Annotated in this window: 15 protein-coding genes and 2 pseudogenes; 2 read left to right on the top strand and 15 right to left on the bottom strand. The window is 39.6% G+C overall.

The features are described 5' to 3' along the window. Positions 1–3 precede the first annotated feature (3 nt). From MHH90_RS02545 to MHH90_RS02535, 3 genes and pseudogenes are all read right to left on the bottom strand, one after another. Positions 4–561: a GNAT family N-acetyltransferase gene (locus MHH90_RS02545; protein WP_260214149.1), complete on the bottom strand. Its 558-nt coding sequence runs from the start codon at positions 559–561 to the stop codon at positions 4–6. An 11-nt stretch (positions 562–572) separates the two neighbouring features. Then, positions 573–1,667, bottom strand: a complete 1,095-nt coding sequence (gene serC / locus MHH90_RS02540; protein ID WP_011227455.1) for a 3-phosphoserine/phosphohydroxythreonine transaminase — start codon at positions 1,665–1,667, stop codon at positions 573–575. 153 nt (positions 1,668–1,820) lie between these two features. Next, positions 1,821–2,721: pseudogene (locus MHH90_RS02535) on the bottom strand (ROK family protein). A 48-nt stretch (positions 2,722–2,769) separates the two neighbouring features. On the opposite strand from MHH90_RS02535, the gene gloA reads away from it, so the two are divergent. Then, positions 2,770–3,165: a lactoylglutathione lyase gene (gloA, locus tag MHH90_RS02530; RefSeq protein WP_084829016.1), complete on the top strand. Its 396-nt coding sequence runs from the start codon at positions 2,770–2,772 to the stop codon at positions 3,163–3,165. A gap of 43 nt (positions 3,166–3,208) precedes the next feature. Here the strand turns inward: gloA and MHH90_RS02525 are convergent. The 8 genes and pseudogenes from MHH90_RS02525 to folB all read right to left on the bottom strand — a co-directional run bounded on the left by MHH90_RS02525 (position 3,209) and on the right by folB (position 10,053). Then, positions 3,209–4,112 (bottom strand): annotated as a pseudogene (locus MHH90_RS02525) (SPFH domain-containing protein). A gap of 189 nt (positions 4,113–4,301) precedes the next feature. Continuing rightward, positions 4,302–5,369, bottom strand: a complete 1,068-nt coding sequence (locus MHH90_RS02520; RefSeq protein ID WP_011681477.1) for an ABC transporter substrate-binding protein — start codon at positions 5,367–5,369, stop codon at positions 4,302–4,304. Beyond that, positions 5,362–6,141, bottom strand: coding sequence for an ABC transporter permease (locus MHH90_RS02515; protein ID WP_011681478.1), 780 nt, complete (start codon positions 6,139–6,141; stop codon positions 5,362–5,364). Before MHH90_RS02515 ends, MHH90_RS02520 begins: the two co-directional genes overlap by 8 nt. Further along, positions 6,138–6,932 carry an ABC transporter permease gene (locus tag MHH90_RS02510; protein ID WP_002951547.1) on the bottom strand — a complete coding sequence of 265 codons (795 nt, stop codon included), beginning with the start codon at positions 6,930–6,932 and terminating at the stop codon, positions 6,138–6,140. Before MHH90_RS02510 ends, MHH90_RS02515 begins: the two co-directional genes overlap by 4 nt. Continuing rightward, positions 6,916–8,070 carry an ABC transporter ATP-binding protein gene (locus tag MHH90_RS02505; RefSeq protein ID WP_002953381.1) on the bottom strand — a complete coding sequence of 385 codons (1,155 nt, stop codon included), beginning with the start codon at positions 8,068–8,070 and terminating at the stop codon, positions 6,916–6,918. Before MHH90_RS02505 ends, MHH90_RS02510 begins: the two co-directional genes overlap by 17 nt. Positions 8,071–8,114: 44 nt before the next feature. Then, a complete protein-coding gene (murB, locus tag MHH90_RS02500) occupies positions 8,115–9,017 on the bottom strand; it encodes a UDP-N-acetylmuramate dehydrogenase (RefSeq protein ID WP_014608604.1) in 903 nt (300 codons plus the stop codon). A 188-nt stretch (positions 9,018–9,205) separates the two neighbouring features. After that, positions 9,206–9,697, bottom strand: coding sequence for a 2-amino-4-hydroxy-6-hydroxymethyldihydropteridine diphosphokinase (gene folK, locus MHH90_RS02495; protein ID WP_011681480.1), 492 nt, complete (start codon positions 9,695–9,697; stop codon positions 9,206–9,208). After that, on the bottom strand, positions 9,694–10,053 hold the full coding sequence (gene folB / locus MHH90_RS02490) for a dihydroneopterin aldolase (RefSeq protein ID WP_011681481.1): 360 nt from the start codon (positions 10,051–10,053) through the stop codon (positions 9,694–9,696). The genes folK and folB overlap by 4 nt, the downstream gene beginning before the upstream one ends. A gap of 220 nt (positions 10,054–10,273) precedes the next feature. On the opposite strand from folB, the gene MHH90_RS02485 reads away from it, so the two are divergent. Beyond that, a complete protein-coding gene (locus MHH90_RS02485) occupies positions 10,274–11,725 on the top strand; it encodes an alpha-amylase (protein ID WP_011681482.1) in 1,452 nt (483 codons plus the stop codon). Between the two features lie 45 nt (positions 11,726–11,770). On the opposite strand, the gene MHH90_RS02480 is transcribed toward MHH90_RS02485, so the two are convergent. The 4 genes from MHH90_RS02480 to MHH90_RS02465 form a co-directional block, all read right to left on the bottom strand. Further along, positions 11,771–13,122, bottom strand: a protein-coding gene (locus MHH90_RS02480) for an IS3 family transposase (RefSeq protein ID WP_148259541.1) whose coding sequence is annotated in 2 segments (ribosomal slippage) — positions 11,771–12,663 and positions 12,663–13,122 — 1,353 coding nt in all. Because the reading frame shifts where the segments join, the coding sequence is not laid out codon by codon here. 75 nt (positions 13,123–13,197) lie between these two features. Beyond that, positions 13,198–13,998 carry a dihydropteroate synthase gene (gene folP / locus MHH90_RS02475; protein ID WP_023909858.1) on the bottom strand — a complete coding sequence of 267 codons (801 nt, stop codon included), beginning with the start codon at positions 13,996–13,998 and terminating at the stop codon, positions 13,198–13,200. 18 nt (positions 13,999–14,016) lie between these two features. Continuing rightward, positions 14,017–14,580: a GTP cyclohydrolase I FolE gene (gene folE / locus MHH90_RS02470; RefSeq protein ID WP_011226385.1), complete on the bottom strand. Its 564-nt coding sequence runs from the start codon at positions 14,578–14,580 to the stop codon at positions 14,017–14,019. A 145-nt stretch (positions 14,581–14,725) separates the two neighbouring features. Then, on the bottom strand, positions 14,726–16,570 hold the full coding sequence (locus tag MHH90_RS02465) for an APC family permease (RefSeq protein WP_340725764.1): 1,845 nt from the start codon (positions 16,568–16,570) through the stop codon (positions 14,726–14,728). Between the last annotated feature and the right edge of the window lie 25 nt (positions 16,571–16,595).

Genomic DNA, 16,595 nt, shown 5'->3' with positions numbered 1-16,595 from the left:
AAATTAATGAATTCCGTGGTGAGTAGCTTCATCAACTTCTTGATAAAAAGCCTTCTCCCTCTTGGTTTTGATTTTCTGATAGGCAAGTCGTTCACCATCAATAGGAACCTTACCACAATAGACATAGCCAAGTTTCTCCAAAATGTGCTGCATGACAAGATTCTTTTCATGCGTGTCGCAACGAAAATCATGAGCGTCAGTTCCCTCAATAAGACCTTGAATAAAGGTTTGAGCATTTTTCTGTCCCGTAAATTCTCTTAAAACGGCAATTCGATGAAAGGTAACATAGCGCTTATTATGATGCTTCCAATCTCCATCATAGATTTTTTCGTAGGCGGGCTCTCCATCAGTAACCACCGCAGCATAAGAAACAATTTGACCGTCAATGATACCGACATAGGCCTGTCCTTTAAGAACATCATCAAAGATGATTTCTTCTGTAAGATAACCATCAGCCCCTTGCCATTGAGAACTACCAGCTTCCGCTAAAGCAATTCTAGCACTCTCAATCACGGTCATGATAGCACCAATTTCATTTGGGAAAGCTTGTCTAATTTCCATCTCTTTCCTAATTATTTATTTTCATCTTCAAATTTCTTCATAAAGTCAATCAAATCAAGCACACCTTGACGCGGGAAGGCGTTATAAACACTGGCACGCATACCACCCACTGAACGGTGTCCCTTGATATTTTTGAAACCAAGAGCATCTGCTTCTGCTACAAATTTGGCATCCAAGTCTTTACTTGGTGTGACAAATGGAATGTTGCAGACAGAACGATCCTTGGCATCTTTAACAGGATTGGTGTAGAAATCAGATGATTCGATATAGTCATAAAGAAGACCTGATTTTTCACGTTGAATTTCCGCCATCTTATCTACGCCACCAATCTCATTTTTTACCCAGTCAAAAACGAGTTTTGAAATATAGATATTGAAACATGGTGGTGTATTGTAGAGTGATCCTGCTTCAGCTTGAATACGGTAGTCCAACATGGCAGACAATTGTGGTTGGTCGTTAAGGAAGTCTTCACGGACGATAACCACCGTCACACCCGCAGGTCCAATATTTTTCTGAGCACCAGCATAGATAAGAGCAAAATCCTCAACATTATAGCGAGCTGCTAAGATATTTGAAGACATATCTGCTACAATTGGCACACCATTAGTATCAGGCAAATCATAGATAGATGTTCCCTCAATTGTATTATTGGTAGTCAAGTGAACATAAGCGGCTTCTGGATCAATCGTTGAAGGATCAAAACTTGGGATATGATCGTAAACAGTATCCTCAGATGACGCCAAAAGAATTGGTTCAAAAGGAATAGTTTTTGAAAGCTTGACAGCTTCAGTATAGGCTTTTTTACCCCATGAACCACCTACAAGGTAGTAAGCTTTCTTACCTTGAGCAAGGTTCAGTGGAACCATTGTGAATTGCGTTGAAGCGCCCCCTTGCAAGAAAATAACCTTATAGTTATCAGGAATGGCCATAAGCTCGCGAAGTGTCGCTTCCGCATCTTTAATGATTTTGTCAAATTCTGGAGAACGGTGGGACATTTCTAGCACGGACATACCGGAATCTTGATAGTTAAGCAATTCAGCTTGTGCTTTTTCGAGCACAGGTTTTGGTAATGTAGCAGGTCCTGCTGAGAAATTATAAATTGTCATAAAGACACCTCCAAAATTTTAATGGGCCCATTATAGCGAATTTACTGAATATTGTAAAGTGTTAATAGTAAAAAACGAACGGAATTGCCCGTTCGTCACAAAAAAGTTAGGTATTTTATGTATATTTTTGCAAGTAATCAGATTTACTATCCGTTATCCTTGCTTAAGAAAATAGGCAGCACCGATTAGATTTGTTCCATTATGATGACAGGCTACAATCTTTGGACGTTTAATAATTTTACCGATAAAATCAATCTCATGGTGAACCTTATCAAACTGGCGGTTGACTTCTTCTATCAGAATAGACTGAGCTGAAATACCACCTCCAAGAACAAAGGTTTCCATATCAAAGATAGTTTGAAGATTCAATATAGTAATAGCTAGGTTTCGACAATAGGTCTCAAAGATTGGATAAACTGCTTCCTTTTTAGCATTAATTGCCTTAAAGGCTAGCAAACCATCTTTTAAATCAAGACTAGCTAAAATTTCATTAACTTTAGTAATCAAACCAATAGCTGAAAGAGTTGTTTCTTGCATCAATGAAGGATCAAGTTTTTCCATTTGAAGAGGAAGGAGAAAGGTCAACTCTCCTGCCTGGAAATGGCTTCCCTGAAAAAGTTTACCATTGATTATTATACCTCCACCAAGGCCTGACCCTAAAACAAGAGCAGCACCGTTAGTCACTCCTTTCAAATGACCTGTGGCTAGTTCAGCCAAGGCTGCTGCTTTACCATCATTAAGCGCAGCTACTGGAAAATGATACTTAGCTTGCAGGGTTTATTTGACACGAAAACCATGAAAGAATCTCAACAAACCGCCGTGATAAATCACACCCTCCTTCCATATCAACAGTTTCAGGAACACTAATTGCACTGCCTGATAAAGCTATTTCAACCGAAGTTACTAAATGATCAATAACATCGAGAGCCTTATCCAAGGTCTGAGGGGATGATTGCGTTGGCAAACTCTTTCAGAGGACAAGGTCCTCTGAAACAAGAGCAGACTTTACCTGAGTCCCTCCAAAATCAATTGCTAAAACTAGAAAAAACGCTATCAAAATGCTATAATGGTTTTAGAAAACTAGATAAAAGGAGTCTCTCACATGACTAAATTTCTACACACTTGTGTCCGTGTTAAAGACCTAGAAGCTTCACTACAATTTTATCAAGAAGCGCTTGGTTTTAAGGAAGTCCGTCGTAACGATTTCCCAGAATATAAGTTCACTCTTGTCTACATGCAACTAGAAGATGATCCTGATTACGAGTTGGAATTGACATACAACTACGATCATGAAGTTTATGATATTGGGAATGGTTATGGACACATCGCTGTTGGTGTTGATGACCTAGAGGCCACACACCAAGCCCACAAAGAGGCTGGCTATAATGTTACTGATCTCTCAGGTCTACCTGGTAAACCAAAAATGTACTACTTTATTACTGATCCAGATGGCTATAAAATCGAGGTCATCCGTTTAGCTCAGTTCTTGGAAAAATAATGAAAAAGAAGTCAGATTATCTCAACTCTGGCTCCTTTTTTACTTATTTTTTATTATCGACCTTTAAGGATGACAAAATTTGGGTATGAATATCATCCACGCCATTTGGATTATTTGGCAAGAATAAAGTTTGATTACCTTTATCCGCAAAAGTATTAAGGGTATCTAGATATTGGTTGGTCAAGAGGATAGACATAATCTGTTCCTCAGACATACCAACATTGGCTTCTTTAAGTTCTGCAATAGATTCAGCTAAACCATCAACGATGGCTTTACGTTGTTGGGCAATACCAACACCATGAAGACGGTCTTTTTCGGCTTCGGCTTCGGCTTCGGCAGCTGTGACAATCTTAATTTTATCAGCTTCTGCCAATTCTTGGGCTGCTACACGCTTACGTTGAGCAGCATTAATTTCGTTCATAGACTGCTTAACTTCAGCATCTGGCTAACCTTGGTAATCAAGGTCTTAACAATGATGTATCCATAAGCTGTCATTTCTTCGGCTACTTGATGTTGAACCTCAAGAGCGATTTCATCTTTCTTCTCAAAAAGCTCATCAAGCGTCAATTTAGGAACTGATGAACGAAGGGCATCCTCAATGTATGATTTAATTTGAGCCTCTGGTCACATGAGTTTATAGTAAGCATCTGTAACATTTTGTTCATTTACACGATACTGAGTAGCCACATTCATCATAACAAAGACATTGTCCTTTGTTTTGGTTTCAACCACAATCTCACTTTGAAGCAAACGTAGTTGAATACGAGCTGTATTTTATCGATACCGAATGGCAAACGCATATGAATACCACTCGTTGCGATTTTTTGATAGCGTCCAAAACGTTCAACGATGGCTACTGACTGTTGACGTACGACATAAAGCATACTGATGAGAATTCCCAAGATAATCAAGAATAAAATCAGTAAAAAGAGAAATGCTGCCTGCATGTTAAGTCCTCCAAAATAAACATTAAAGATTTCTTTGCTTTATTATAGCACAGTAATACAACTATTCAAGAAAAATAGTATATCTTTTTCAAGAGCTTTGACAATCATACAAGAGGCTGAAACACTAGCGTTTCAGCCTCTTGTATTTTGTGACTAAGCTTAAAACCCAACGGTCCAAAAGGAAACTTTTTATTTACGATACATCTTATCTTGAAGGTAAATGTCATTATAAATCCCAAGCCATTTTTTACCTAAGTTATTATAGACTTCAAGGTTTTTGATGGTTGATTCTGATGGGTAAAAGGCTTTATCATTAGTAATACTCTTTGGAAGTAAGGTTTTAGCTGCCTCGTTAGGTGTGGCATAGCCGATATATTCAGCGTTTTGCGCTGCATTTTCCGGTTTAAGCATGAAGTTGATAAAAGCATAAGCTTCTTTTTCATGCTTCACTGTTTTAGGAATGACCAGATTATCAAACCACAGATTTGAGCCTTCAGATGGAACAACATAACGAAGATCTTCATTTTTATCAAGCATCTCACTGGCTTCCCCTGAGAAGGTTACTCCAATAGCTGCATCACCTTGAATCATGTAGCCCTTCATCTCATCACCCACAATAGCTTTAATATTCGGTGTAAGGCTATTAAGTTTAGTTTCAGCCAGACGCAATTCCGTCATGTTCTTGGTATTCAAACTGTAACCCAAGCTATTGAGAGAAAAACCAATGACTTCACGCGCACCATCAACCATCATAATCTGGTTTCTGTATTCAGGTGACCAAAGATCATTCCAGTGCTGAGGTGCTTTTTTCACCAATTTCGTATTATAGACAATTCCGACTGTCCCCCAGAAATAAGGAATAGAATAGTCATTATTGGGATCGAAACTAAGACCCTTAAAGCTTGAGCCAATCTGATCGAAGCCATGGATTTTAGATTTATCCAACTTCACCAAAAGGTCTTCCTTGACCATCTTATCAATGGTGTAGTCCGAAGGTACAGCGATGTCGTAAGTCGTACCACCTTGCTTAATTTTAGTATACATAGCTTCGTTAGAATCAAAGGTTTCATACTGGACTTTTATTCCTGTCTCTTTAGTGAACTTGGTCAAGAGATCAGGGTCAATGTAGTCACCCCAATTATAAATAACCAGTTTGTCCGAAGCACTTCCGGTGCGACTTTGCATGTAGGCAGAAATTCCCCAAAGGAAGAAAATAATTGCTAAAATCCCTGACAGAAATTGATAGAGTTTACGCATCATGCTCCTCCTTTCTCTCCTGGGTAATCATATAATATCCAATGACTAGAAGAATAGAGAAGAGGAAGACAACCGTTGATAGGGCATTGATTTCCAAGGAAATCCCTTTACGAGCACGTGAGTAAATTTCCACAGCAAGTGTTGAAAAACCATTACCCGTTACAAAGAAGGTTACTGCGAAGTCATCCAAAGAATAGGTAAAGGCCATGAAATAACCAGCGATAATACCAGGTGTCAAGTATGGCAACATGACCTCGCGTAACATCTGCCATTGGGTCGCACCCAGGTCATAAGCTGCATTCACCATGTCTCGATTCATTTCCTTGAGGCGCGGCAAAACCATGAGAACCACGATTGGGATTGAGAAGGCAATGTGACTCAACAAAACCGATACAAAGCCAAGTTGGAAACCAATCCAGGTAAAGAGAATCAAGAAACTCGCACCAATCATAACGTCCGGTGCAACCATTAGCACGTTATTTAGGGATAAGATTCCAGTCTGCTGCTTCTGCTTGCTCTCATAGATAAAAATTGACCCAAAGGTACCAATAATCGTCGCCAAGAGGGCACTAAGAAAAGCTAAAAAGAAGGTTTGAGCTAAAATCAACATGAGTCGACTATCTGAAAACATGCTCTGATAGTTATCAAGAGTAAATCCTGTGAAACTATTCATATCGCCACCACTATTGAAAGAAAAGGCGATTAGATAAAAGATTGGCAGGTAGATGATAACAAAGACTAGAGCTAAATAGAGATTTGCAAATTTTTTCATTGACGTCTCTCCTTTGTTAACCACATGATTGCAATCATAGTAACAATAAGCACAACACCAATGGTCGCACCCATTCCCCAGTTTTGTGTTGTGAGGAAATGCTGTTCGATAGCCGTTCCTAGTGTAATAACTCGGTTCCCACCAATCAAACGTGTTAGCATGAAGAGGCTAAGACTAGGAATGAAGACCGATTGTACACCCGAGCGTACCCCATTAAGCGACAAAGGAAAGATAATCTTGGTAAAGGTCTGCCAATCATTAGCTCCTAAATCCTTACTTGCATTGACAATATTTTCATCCAAATCATCCAGAGCATTAAAAATCGGTAGAATCATAAATGGAATTTCAATATAACTGGCTACAAAAATGAAAGAAAAATCTGTAAAGAGAATTTGCATGGGAGCAATCCCAAAGAAACCAAGAAAGGCGTTAATTCCACCTTGTTGGCCAAAAATCCCCATAAAGGCATAAGCTTTTAGAAGAAGGTTGACCCAGGTTGGTAAAATAACTAACATCAACCAAAGTTGTTTATGCTTCAGTCTGGTTAGGAGATATGCGGTCGGATAAGAGATGAGGAGTGTCACTAAGGTTATGATGGCCGCATAAAGGACCGAGTTAAAGCTCATCCTCAAGTAAGTCCAACTGGAAAAGAAGGTTCCATAGTTGTCCAAAGTAAAATTGCCACTGATGTCAAAAAATGACTGGTAGAGCAGCATGAGTACTGGAGCAACTACGAAAAGTAGAAGCCAAAGAAGGTATGGTACCGAGAAGAGGCTAGCTGTTTTCTTCATGACGCTCCTCCTCAATGGCATTAATCAAGCCATCCTCAGGCTCTTCCATTTCCACATATTCTTCAATACGAGCATCGAATTCTTCCTCTGTCTCATTAAGACGCATGATATGAATATCTTCAGGCGTAAAATCAAGGCCAATAATCTCACCCTCAATCGCCTTACGGGTTGAATGAATCATCCATTCATTGCCAAGATTATCATAGGCAATGATTTCATAGTGGACCCCACGGAAAAGCTGTGTTTCTACACGAACCTGAAGCTTACCTTCCTCAGGAAGCGTGATTTGTAAATCTTCAGGACGGATAACCACTTCGACAGGTTCATTTGGACGCATTCCTCCATCAACAGATTCGAAACGTTTTCCGTTGAACTCGACCAAATAGTCCTCAATCATGACTCCTGGTAGGATATTAGATTCTCCGATAAAGGTTGCAACGAAATGGTTGATAGGCTCGTCATAAATATCAACAGGCGTTCCTGATTGAACAATTTCACCATCGTTCATAACAAAAATCCAGTCTGACATGGCCAAGGCTTCTTCCTGGTCGTGGGTGACAAAGACAAAAGTAATCCCTAGACGTTTCTGTAGTTCACGCAACTCGTATTGCATTTCAGTACGTAACTTCAAATCCAGTGCTGACAAGGGCTCATCCAAAAGGACCACACGTGGCTGATTGATAATCGCACGGGCAATAGCTACACGTTGGCGTTGACCACCCGATAATTTTTGAATCGAGCGCTTTTGATAACCATCTAGTTGAACCATTTTCAATGCTTCTTTTACACGCTCTTCAATTTCCTTCTTAGGCACTTTTTTTAACTTAAGCGCAAAAGCCACATTGTCAAAGACATTCATGTGTGGAAAGAGGGCATAAGATTGGAAAACGGTGTGAACATCCCTTTTATTGATAGGGATATCATTAATACGCTTTCCATCCAAAAGAACGTCACCACTGGTCGCATCTAAGAGACCAGCAATGATGTTCAAGATAGTTGATTTACCAGAACCAGAAGCCCCAAGCAGGGTATAGAACTTACCTTCTTCCAGTTCAAAGTTGATGTCTTTTAAAACTTGTGTGCCACTGTCTTCAAATACTTTCGAGACGTTTTGAAAGGCAATAATCGGATTAGTCAATTGTCATAAATCCTCCATGGATATCAAAAATAGGGTTAGTATTATTAATTTAATTTGTCGCCAATGATGCGAACTTCAGGCTCTAGTGTAACACCCGAATTTTCCTTAACCTTAGCGATAACATCTGCAATAAGATCTTCATAGTCTTTCGCTGTTCCTTGATCGACATTGACCATGAAACCAGCGTGCTTGGTTGAAACCTCAACACCACCGATACGATGTCCCTTGAGGTTAGCTTCCATAATAAGCTGACCAGCAAAATGACCTGGCGGACGTTTGAAGACCGAACCACATGATGGGTATTCGAGAGGTTGTTTAAGTTCTCGTAAGTGATTAAGGCGGTTCATCTCATGTTTGATTTGTTCGTAGTCTCCTGGTTTGAGGTTAAATTTTGCTGAAATAATCACTTCACCTGTTTCTTGGAGCACCGAACGACGATAACCAAAACGCATATCTCTTGCATCAATCGTACGAATATCACCATCTTTTGTAAGAACCTGAGCAGAAACCAAGATATGTGCAATCTCGCCACCATAGGCACCCGCATTCATAAAGACAGCACCACCAATACTACCTGGAATTCCCGCCGCAAATTCAAAACCGGTCAAACTATGGAAACAAGCCACCTTGGTTGTTGCAATCAAATTAGCTCCCGCTTCTGCTTCAACTTGATAACCATTGACAGCGATACCATTAAGCTTGTCAAACATAATCACAAAACCTCGGATACCACCGTCACGAACAATCAAATTACTGGCATTACCAAGCACCATCCATGGAATGTTGTGCTTGTTGGCAAATTTGACAATACGAGAAAGCTCATATCGGTTACGTGGAAAGGCCAAATAATCCGCTGGACCTCCAACCTTGGTGTAAGTATAACGTTTTAAGGGTTCGTCGAAACGAATATCAATCCCAACTAAATCTTCTTTAAGTTCATCTAACATGTTAATTCCCATACTTTTTCTATACATTTATTTCTTTGTAGGTATTGTGAAAAATTTCCCCTTATTACTATCACAACCTAAAAATGAGTTAGTATTTTCCCTAACAATTAAAAGAAAAATACCACAAAAAGCCAAAATTAATTATAGCAAAAAATCCCTATCTTGACGACAAGGAATTTTAGTAAAAACTAGTCCACTTGCTCCAATTTGCGGACATCACTAGTGTCTATTTGACTCAAATATTTTTTGTAGGCTTGACCAGTTTGAGGCTCAACTAAATTCTCGGCAATTTCTAGCAGAGGAACCAAAACAAAGGCCCTTTGAGTCATGAGAGGATGAGGCACTTTAAGGTGCTCAGTCCCCCAGATTTCCTGCCCATATAAAAGAATATCAATATCCACAGTTCGAGGGCCCCAATGCTCATGGCGAACGCGGTCTAAATCTTTCTCAATTGCCTGACAAGCACTCAGCAAGCTTTCAGCCGGCAACTGAGTGTCAAGTGCTAAAGCGAGATTCAAAAAATCAGCCTGGTCAGTTAATCCCCAAGCAGCCGTCTCATAATAAGAGGACACTGCTTTAACTTCCGTCTCAAGCAAGCGATCCAATGACTCCACCGCTTTTTTAAGATAGTCTTGACGATTTCCCATATTAGATCCCAAACTTAAATAAACTTTTGTCATCGACTACGCTCCAATTCAATTCCAACACTTCTATAGTGCCCATTAATTGGTGGATTTTCTTTAGTAATTCGAATTTTAATAGATTGGATTGGCACAAATTGATCAAACAAGTCCTCACAAATAGCACCAGCTAAACGCTCAATCAAAATATACTTTTCTTCTTCCACCTGTCTCTGTACGGCTTCAAAAACTAAACCATAATGAACCGTATCTGCTAGATTGTCACTTTGTGAAGCCCTGGTCAAATCAACAGCCAGCTCCAGATCTACCACAAAAATTTGCCCTAGGGTTTGCTCCTCAACAAAAGCCCCGTGATAGCCATAAAAACGGCAACCATTTAAAATAATTTTATCCATATTTTCTCCTTAAGACGACTAAACTCATCTTTATTCTAACACAAAAAAGTTGAAAAGTTGGGCTCTAATTAGTATGATATTTTAGACAAATCTGAAGTTATTGTTTTTCGGCCATACAATCGATTGCGTAATTCTTCTGATTTGGTAAAATAAAGGCACAGAAGTTTAAAAACTCCCTGATATCTAAACCAAGACTATGTCAACTAATAAGGAAAAAACTATGACAAATCAAACTGCAATGCAATACTTTGAATGGTATCTCCCAAGTGACGGCCAGCATTGGAACAACTTAGCTGAAGATGCCCAACATCTAGCAGACCTTGGCATCAGCCATGTTTGGATGCCACCTGCTTTCAAAGCTACTAACAAAGATGATGTTGGTTACGGAGTCTATGACCTCTTTGACCTTGGGGAATTCGACCAAAAAGGAACCATACGCACCAAATATGGTCTCAAGGAAGAATACCTTAATGCCATCAACCAACTCAAAAATGTTGGTATCATCCCTATGGCCGATGTTGTGCTCAACCACAAGGCAGCCGCGGATAAACTTGAAACCTTTTATGTGGTAGAAGTTGACCCTGAGGACCGTACCAAAGTAATCAGCGAACCGTTTGAAATCGAGGGTTGGACTCATTTCACTTTTGACGGACGTCAGAAAGCTTACAACGACTTTGAATGGCACTGGTACCACTTTAACGGGACTGACTTCGATGCCAAAAGAAATAAAAAAGGTATCTATCTTATCCAAGGTGACAACAAAGGCTGGGCACATAATGACTTGGTTGACAATGAAAATGGTAACTTTGACTACCTTATGTTTGCCAACCTAGATTATAGGCATCCTGAAGTTATAGAAAATATTTACGAATGGGCTGACTGGTTCGTCGAAACAACTGGTGTCCAAGGTTTCCGAATGGATGCCATCAAGCACATTGATTATTTCTTTATGCGTAATTTTATTCGCGACGTCAAAGAAAAACAAGGTCAAGATTTCTATGTTTTTGGTGAATTTTGGAATGCCAAGGAAGAGGATAATAATACTTATCTCGAAAAAACTGAAAACCGCTTTGATCTTGTGGATGTTCGCCTTCATTACAATTTATATGATGCCAGCCTAAAAGGAGCAGATTACGATTTGACGACTATTTTCGAACAAACATTGGTCAAAAATCACCCTGAGCATGCGGTAACCTTCGTAGAGAACCATGACACCCAACGTGGACAAGCATTGGAATCTACTGTTGAAGAATGGTTTAAACCATCTGCCTATGCCCTCATCCTTCTTCGTAAAGACGGCCTTCCTTGCCTATTTTATGGTGACTACTATGGCATTGATGGTGAGTTTGCTCAAGAAAGTTTCAAAGAGGTCCTAGACACCTTACTTTACGCTCGTAAAGATTTGGCTTATGGAGAGCAAACAGACTACTTTGACGACCCTAACTGTATTGGATGGACACGCTCTGGTAATGAAGACTGTACTCCATTAGCCGTAACCATTTCTAATGATGCTGCCAACAACAAATCTATGGAAATTGGAAGTGACTGGGCTGGACAAACTTTCTATGATATTCTTGGAAACTGCTCTGATACTGTAACAATTGACGAAGACGGGTGGGGAGACTTCCCAGTCTCTGAAAAATCTGTCAGCGTTTGGACAATTCAAGACTAAGAAAAAAGCTCGATTTGTACTGACCCCAAAAAGTTGGACAATAAATTATTGAAAGGATTTAGTTCTGTATTGCACAGGACTGAGTCCTTTTAATTTTGTCTTGATACGTTTATTGTTGTAATAAAAAATATAATCCGTAATGGCTTGTTCTAGCTTATCAAGCGACTTAAAAGTCTTTTCATAACCGTAAAACATCTCAGACTTTAAGATGCCAAAGAAGGACTCCATCATGCCATTATCTGGACTATTTCCCTTGCGTGACATAGATGGACGAATCCCTTTGGATGCCAAGAAATCATGATAAGACTGGTGTTGATATTGCCACCCTTGGTCGCTGTGAAGAATAGTTCCTTGGTAAGAGGTAGCCGGAAATGCTCTTTTAAGCATGGTTTGAACCTGTTTTAAATCAGGTGAGCGTGACAAGGTGAATTCAATAATCTCACTATTGTATCCATCAAGAACAGGGGATAAATAGAGTTTCTCTCTAATATTTGGTAAAGCGAATTCAGTGACATCCGTATAACACTTCTCATAAGGCTTAGCCCCTTCAAACTGACGTTGAATTAGATTATCAGCTTTCTTCCCAATCTCTCCCTTGTAAGACGAGTATTTACGCTTACAACGAGTACGAGCAGCGAGTCCCATGAGTTTCATTAACCGTTGAACCTTCTTATGATTGATAACAAATCCTCGGTTTCTTAGTTCTAAATGAATACGACGGTATCCATAATTGCCTTTATGGTCAACGTAAATGGTTTGAATCATCTCTTTGACCTTCTTATCTTTCTTAGCTCTATTAAACCGTTTCAACTGATAATAATAAGTAGAACGAGCTAGCTTAGCGGTTTTTAGTAAGAGGTCTAATCGAAATCCTCCTGAGACCAGTTCTCTAACTGTTTCCGCCTTTTGCGCTGTAAGGCTTCGTCCCTCAAGCGCAATTCCCTCAACTTTTTTAGATAAGCTACCTCGGTACGCAGACGCTCATTCTCTTCCAGAATATGTTCTAGCTCAGTCATTTCTTTACAAGTTTTCTTTGGTTTACGTCCCATCTTACTCGGTCTCCCTCGTTGTTTCTCAACAATAGTATACCCGTTTTTCTTGTATTGTGCTATCCAATTGGTGAGTAGGGATTGTTGGGGAAGAGCATAATCCAGTGATACGGTGAGCTGAGATTGACCGTCAATAAGAACTTTATTAATGATTTCCTGCTTTAATTTAGAGGGATAATACTTATTTTTCCCTTTTTTAACAACCTCAATACCATGTCTCTCCATAAGCCGTACCATGTACTTAAGATTGGATAGACATACACCGTACTTTCGACTAATATAAGGCCAAGAAAAACCAGCCTGTCTTAACTGATATATTTCTAGTTTATCTTCATAACTTAATTTCATACAAAAACACCCCAATCGTTAGATTTTTTTCTGTCTAACTTTTGGGGTGCAGGTCAATTTGAGCTTTTTTTAATTTCATAAAATTCCTGAGATAGTCTTAACGACATCACGATTGGCTTCAACATTATGGACACGGACAATCTGACATCCTTTGCTAACAGCATAAGCAGATAAAGCAGCTGTCCCTTGATCACGGTCCTTGGCAGGAATATTTCCACCTAGGAGAAAATCCACAACACGCTTACGAGAAATCCCAAAAAGAACAGGATACCCAAGTCCAACAACTTTGTCCAAGCCCCTAAGCAGGTCAATATTGTGTTGAACATTCTTGGCAAAACCAAAGCCAGGATCAATCCAAATATTTTCTTTAGCTACACCTGCTTCCAAGGCAGCTTGCGTACGTTGACTAAGGAAAGTACAGACATTCTCTGTGACATCGTTGTATTTTTCTTCTTTTTGATTATGCATGAGGATAATCGGTACATTTTTTTCAGCTGATAAGGCTAGCATCTGACCATCATAAAGTCCTGCCCAGACATCATTAAGAATATCTGCACCTGCTTCAAGAGCAGCTCTGGCAGTGGCTGTCTTGTAAGTATCAATACTGATAAGAACATCATATTTTTCCTTAATAGCTTGTATAACTGGCACTATACGAGCAATCTCTTCTTCCTCGGTTACAAATTCCGCTCCAGGTCTTGTAGATTCACCACCTACATCGATAATGCTAGCCCCTTGGGAAATCATACGCTCAACCTGGGCTAATGCATCTTCAATTGTGTCAAAATCCCCACCGTCTGAGAAAGAGTCTGGGGTAACATTCAAGATTCCCATAATGCAGGCCTTACCTGCAATTTCATGTTTACCAATAAACATTTTAACTCCTATCAACTCCTAAAAATCACGCATCAAAGAAAGAATTTCCTTACGTTCTTCACGGTCTTCTTTATAGATGCCTTTAGCAACCGTTGTGATGGTCTTACTTCCTGGTTTTTTAATACCACGCATAGTCATACACATGTGCTCAGCTTCCACCATAACAAAGACCCCTCGAGGATTAAGGGCTTCTTCAAGCGCTGTAGCGACTTGATCTGTGAGACGTTCTTGCAATTGTGGACGACGGGCTGCCACTTCAACAGCACGTGCCAATTTTGATAGTCCTGTCACCTTATCCCCACTTGGCAAATAGGCTACATGAGCCATGCCATAAAAAGGAACCAAGTGATGCTCACACATAGAGTAAAAAGGAATATCCTTAACAAGTACAACTTCATCATGAACTTCTGAAAAAACCGCTGTAAACTGATCTTTCGGGTCTTCATTTAAACCTGAAAACATCTCAGCATACATCTTAGCCACACGTTTTGGCGTATCCAAAAGACCTTCACGCTCAGGATTCTCACCCAAAGCTTCCAATAATTGATAGACTGCTTGTTCTACTTTTTCTTGATTTTCCATAATTTCCTCTTGAAATCTTATAATACTATCTATTATAACTCATTTTGCTTGATTTTTCTTGCAAAAAATAAAATTGTCTAGCTGAATTCTAACCAAAAAAGCGAAAACTCCCCGTCACATGAGAACCGTTTTCGCTTATCTTTATTTAATCTTTTAAGTGGTAAGAATATGATGAAATGACAATATTTTCACGCCATTTGAGATAATATTTCAATCGTAAACTCGTCTGGTTGTGAAGTATATTTTGCCATGATTTTTTCGGAACAAACTGTGGAATCAAAACAGTCAGAGTCGCATTATCCTTATCAGCCTGAGTAGCCACTTCGTCTACATATTGAATAGTTGACTGTGTAATTGAGCTGTAAGGTGATCGGATATGAACCATCTCGATTTCTGGGAAATATTTTTTAAACTCTTGTTCGATTTCCTTATCCTTATTCTCTGTATCTTTAGTAGACACGTGCATAGCAATAACCTTATCACCAATAGAACGTGCATAAGAAATGGCACCAATATTAGCCTTTGTAACATTTCCCACCAAGATAAGGACAATGTTACCTTGAAAATGATGTTCTTTGACTGGGCCATCAATACGCAACTGTTGAGCAACCCCATCGTAATGTTTCTTAATCTTAAGAAACATCCACATCAAAATAGCAATAATTGGGAAGAATGGCCAAATATCCCCTAAACGGAAGAGAATGAGAATGAGAACAATACCGTAACAAATTAAGGCACCTAAAATATTAGCTAAAGAATGCTTCCAGAAACCCTTACCATATTCACGACTCCAATGAACAACCATACCTGTTTGAGAAAGTGCAAAAGGAACGAACACCCCTATTGTATAAAGCGGAATCAAACGTTCCGTATTTCCTCGGAAAATGAATAAGAGAGTAATGGCCCCAATAGCCAGCGTCAAGATACCGTTAGAGTAGGCCATACGTGCACCTTTTTCAAGATAGATATGAGGCATGTATTTATTCTTAGCCATGTTAAAGGACAACATCGGAAAGGCTGAAAAACCAGTATTTGCTGCCACTGCAAGAATCATGGCAGTTGAGAACTGAAAAATATAAAATAAGATACTGCCAAACCATGAATCACCAAGAATTTCCCTAGCCAGTTGCGCCAACATTGTCACACCTGAATGAGGTGTAATACCAGTCCACCAGTTAAGAAAGGTAATTCCAGTAAACATAATTCCCAAAATACTTGACATGATAAAGAGGGTTGATGCCGCATTCTTAGACTTAGGTTTCTTAAAGAAAGGCACTGCATTAGAGATAGCTTCCACCCCTGTCAATGAAGCCGAACCTGAAGTAAAGGCCCTTAAAATAAGAATCACTGACACACCTGTAATCGGTTGGCCTAAATGCGCCGTAGCCGCATAAGGCATATGCCCCGTTAAGATCTGTAAGAAACCATATCCTAATAGGAACAGCGTTGAGGCAATAAAGAGATAAACAGGAACCATCAAAGACTTTGCCGACTCACGCATTCCCCTGAGGTTCAACACCATTAAAACAAGCACCAAAATTATTGAGATTTGAAGATTATAGGGGTGAAGTAATGGAATGGCTGAGGTAATGGCATCTGCACCTGCGGCAACTGAAACGGCAACTGTCAACATATAGTCGACTAGGAGGCTACCTCCAGCTATCAAACCAAATTTAGGTGACAGATTTTCCGAAGTTACCATGTAGGCTCCACCACCTTGTGGATAGGCCTTAATTACCTGTCTGTAAGAAATGGTAAGGCTAATCAAAAGGACTAAAACCAAAATCCCAATCGGGATAGACCACCAAATAGCAGCTCTTGATACAGCCATCAAAACCAATACGACTTGCTCAGGGCCGTATGCGATAGATGATAGAGCATCACTCGACAACATAGCTAATGCCTGAACCTTAGATAATAAGTGATCATCACTGCTATTATCATGGGTCAAGGGTTCACCTATTAAAAAGTTTTTCAGACGTTGTAACATTTTTTCTCCTTACTTTTAAAACACA

Source organism: Streptococcus sp. FSL E2-3488 (assembly GCF_038003585.1).
In the GTDB taxonomy this organism is placed as follows: domain Bacteria; phylum Bacillota; class Bacilli; order Lactobacillales; family Streptococcaceae; genus Streptococcus; species Streptococcus thermophilus.
This window is presented reverse-complemented; position numbering and strand designations above follow the sequence as displayed.

Excerpts from the sequence above, each read along its gene's own strand:
- MHH90_RS02545 (WP_260214149.1), bottom strand. The coding sequence starts at position 561 with ATGGAAATTAGACAAGCTTTCCCAAATGAAATTGGTGCTATCATGACC.
- serC (WP_011227455.1), bottom strand. The coding sequence starts at position 1,667 with ATGACAATTTATAATTTCTCAGCAGGACCTGCTACATTACCAAAACCT.
- gloA (WP_084829016.1), top strand. The coding sequence starts at position 2,770 with ATGACTAAATTTCTACACACTTGTGTCCGTGTTAAAGACCTAGAAGCT.
- MHH90_RS02520 (WP_011681477.1), bottom strand. The coding sequence starts at position 5,369 with ATGCGTAAACTCTATCAATTTCTGTCAGGGATTTTAGCAATTATTTTC.
- MHH90_RS02515 (WP_011681478.1), bottom strand. The coding sequence starts at position 6,141 with ATGAAAAAATTTGCAAATCTCTATTTAGCTCTAGTCTTTGTTATCATC.
- MHH90_RS02510 (WP_002951547.1), bottom strand. The coding sequence starts at position 6,932 with ATGAAGAAAACAGCTAGCCTCTTCTCGGTACCATACCTTCTTTGGCTT.
- murB (WP_014608604.1), bottom strand. The coding sequence starts at position 9,017 with ATGTTAGATGAACTTAAAGAAGATTTAGTTGGGATTGATATTCGTTTC.
- folK (WP_011681480.1), bottom strand. The coding sequence starts at position 9,697 with ATGACAAAAGTTTATTTAAGTTTGGGATCTAATATGGGAAATCGTCAA.
- folB (WP_011681481.1), bottom strand. The coding sequence starts at position 10,053 with ATGGATAAAATTATTTTAAATGGTTGCCGTTTTTATGGCTATCACGGG.
- MHH90_RS02485 (WP_011681482.1), top strand. The coding sequence starts at position 10,274 with ATGACAAATCAAACTGCAATGCAATACTTTGAATGGTATCTCCCAAGT.
- folP (WP_023909858.1), bottom strand. The coding sequence starts at position 13,998 with ATGTTTATTGGTAAACATGAAATTGCAGGTAAGGCCTGCATTATGGGA.
- folE (WP_011226385.1), bottom strand. The coding sequence starts at position 14,580 with ATGGAAAATCAAGAAAAAGTAGAACAAGCAGTCTATCAATTATTGGAA.
- MHH90_RS02465 (WP_340725764.1), bottom strand. The coding sequence starts at position 16,570 with ATGTTACAACGTCTGAAAAACTTTTTAATAGGTGAACCCTTGACCCAT.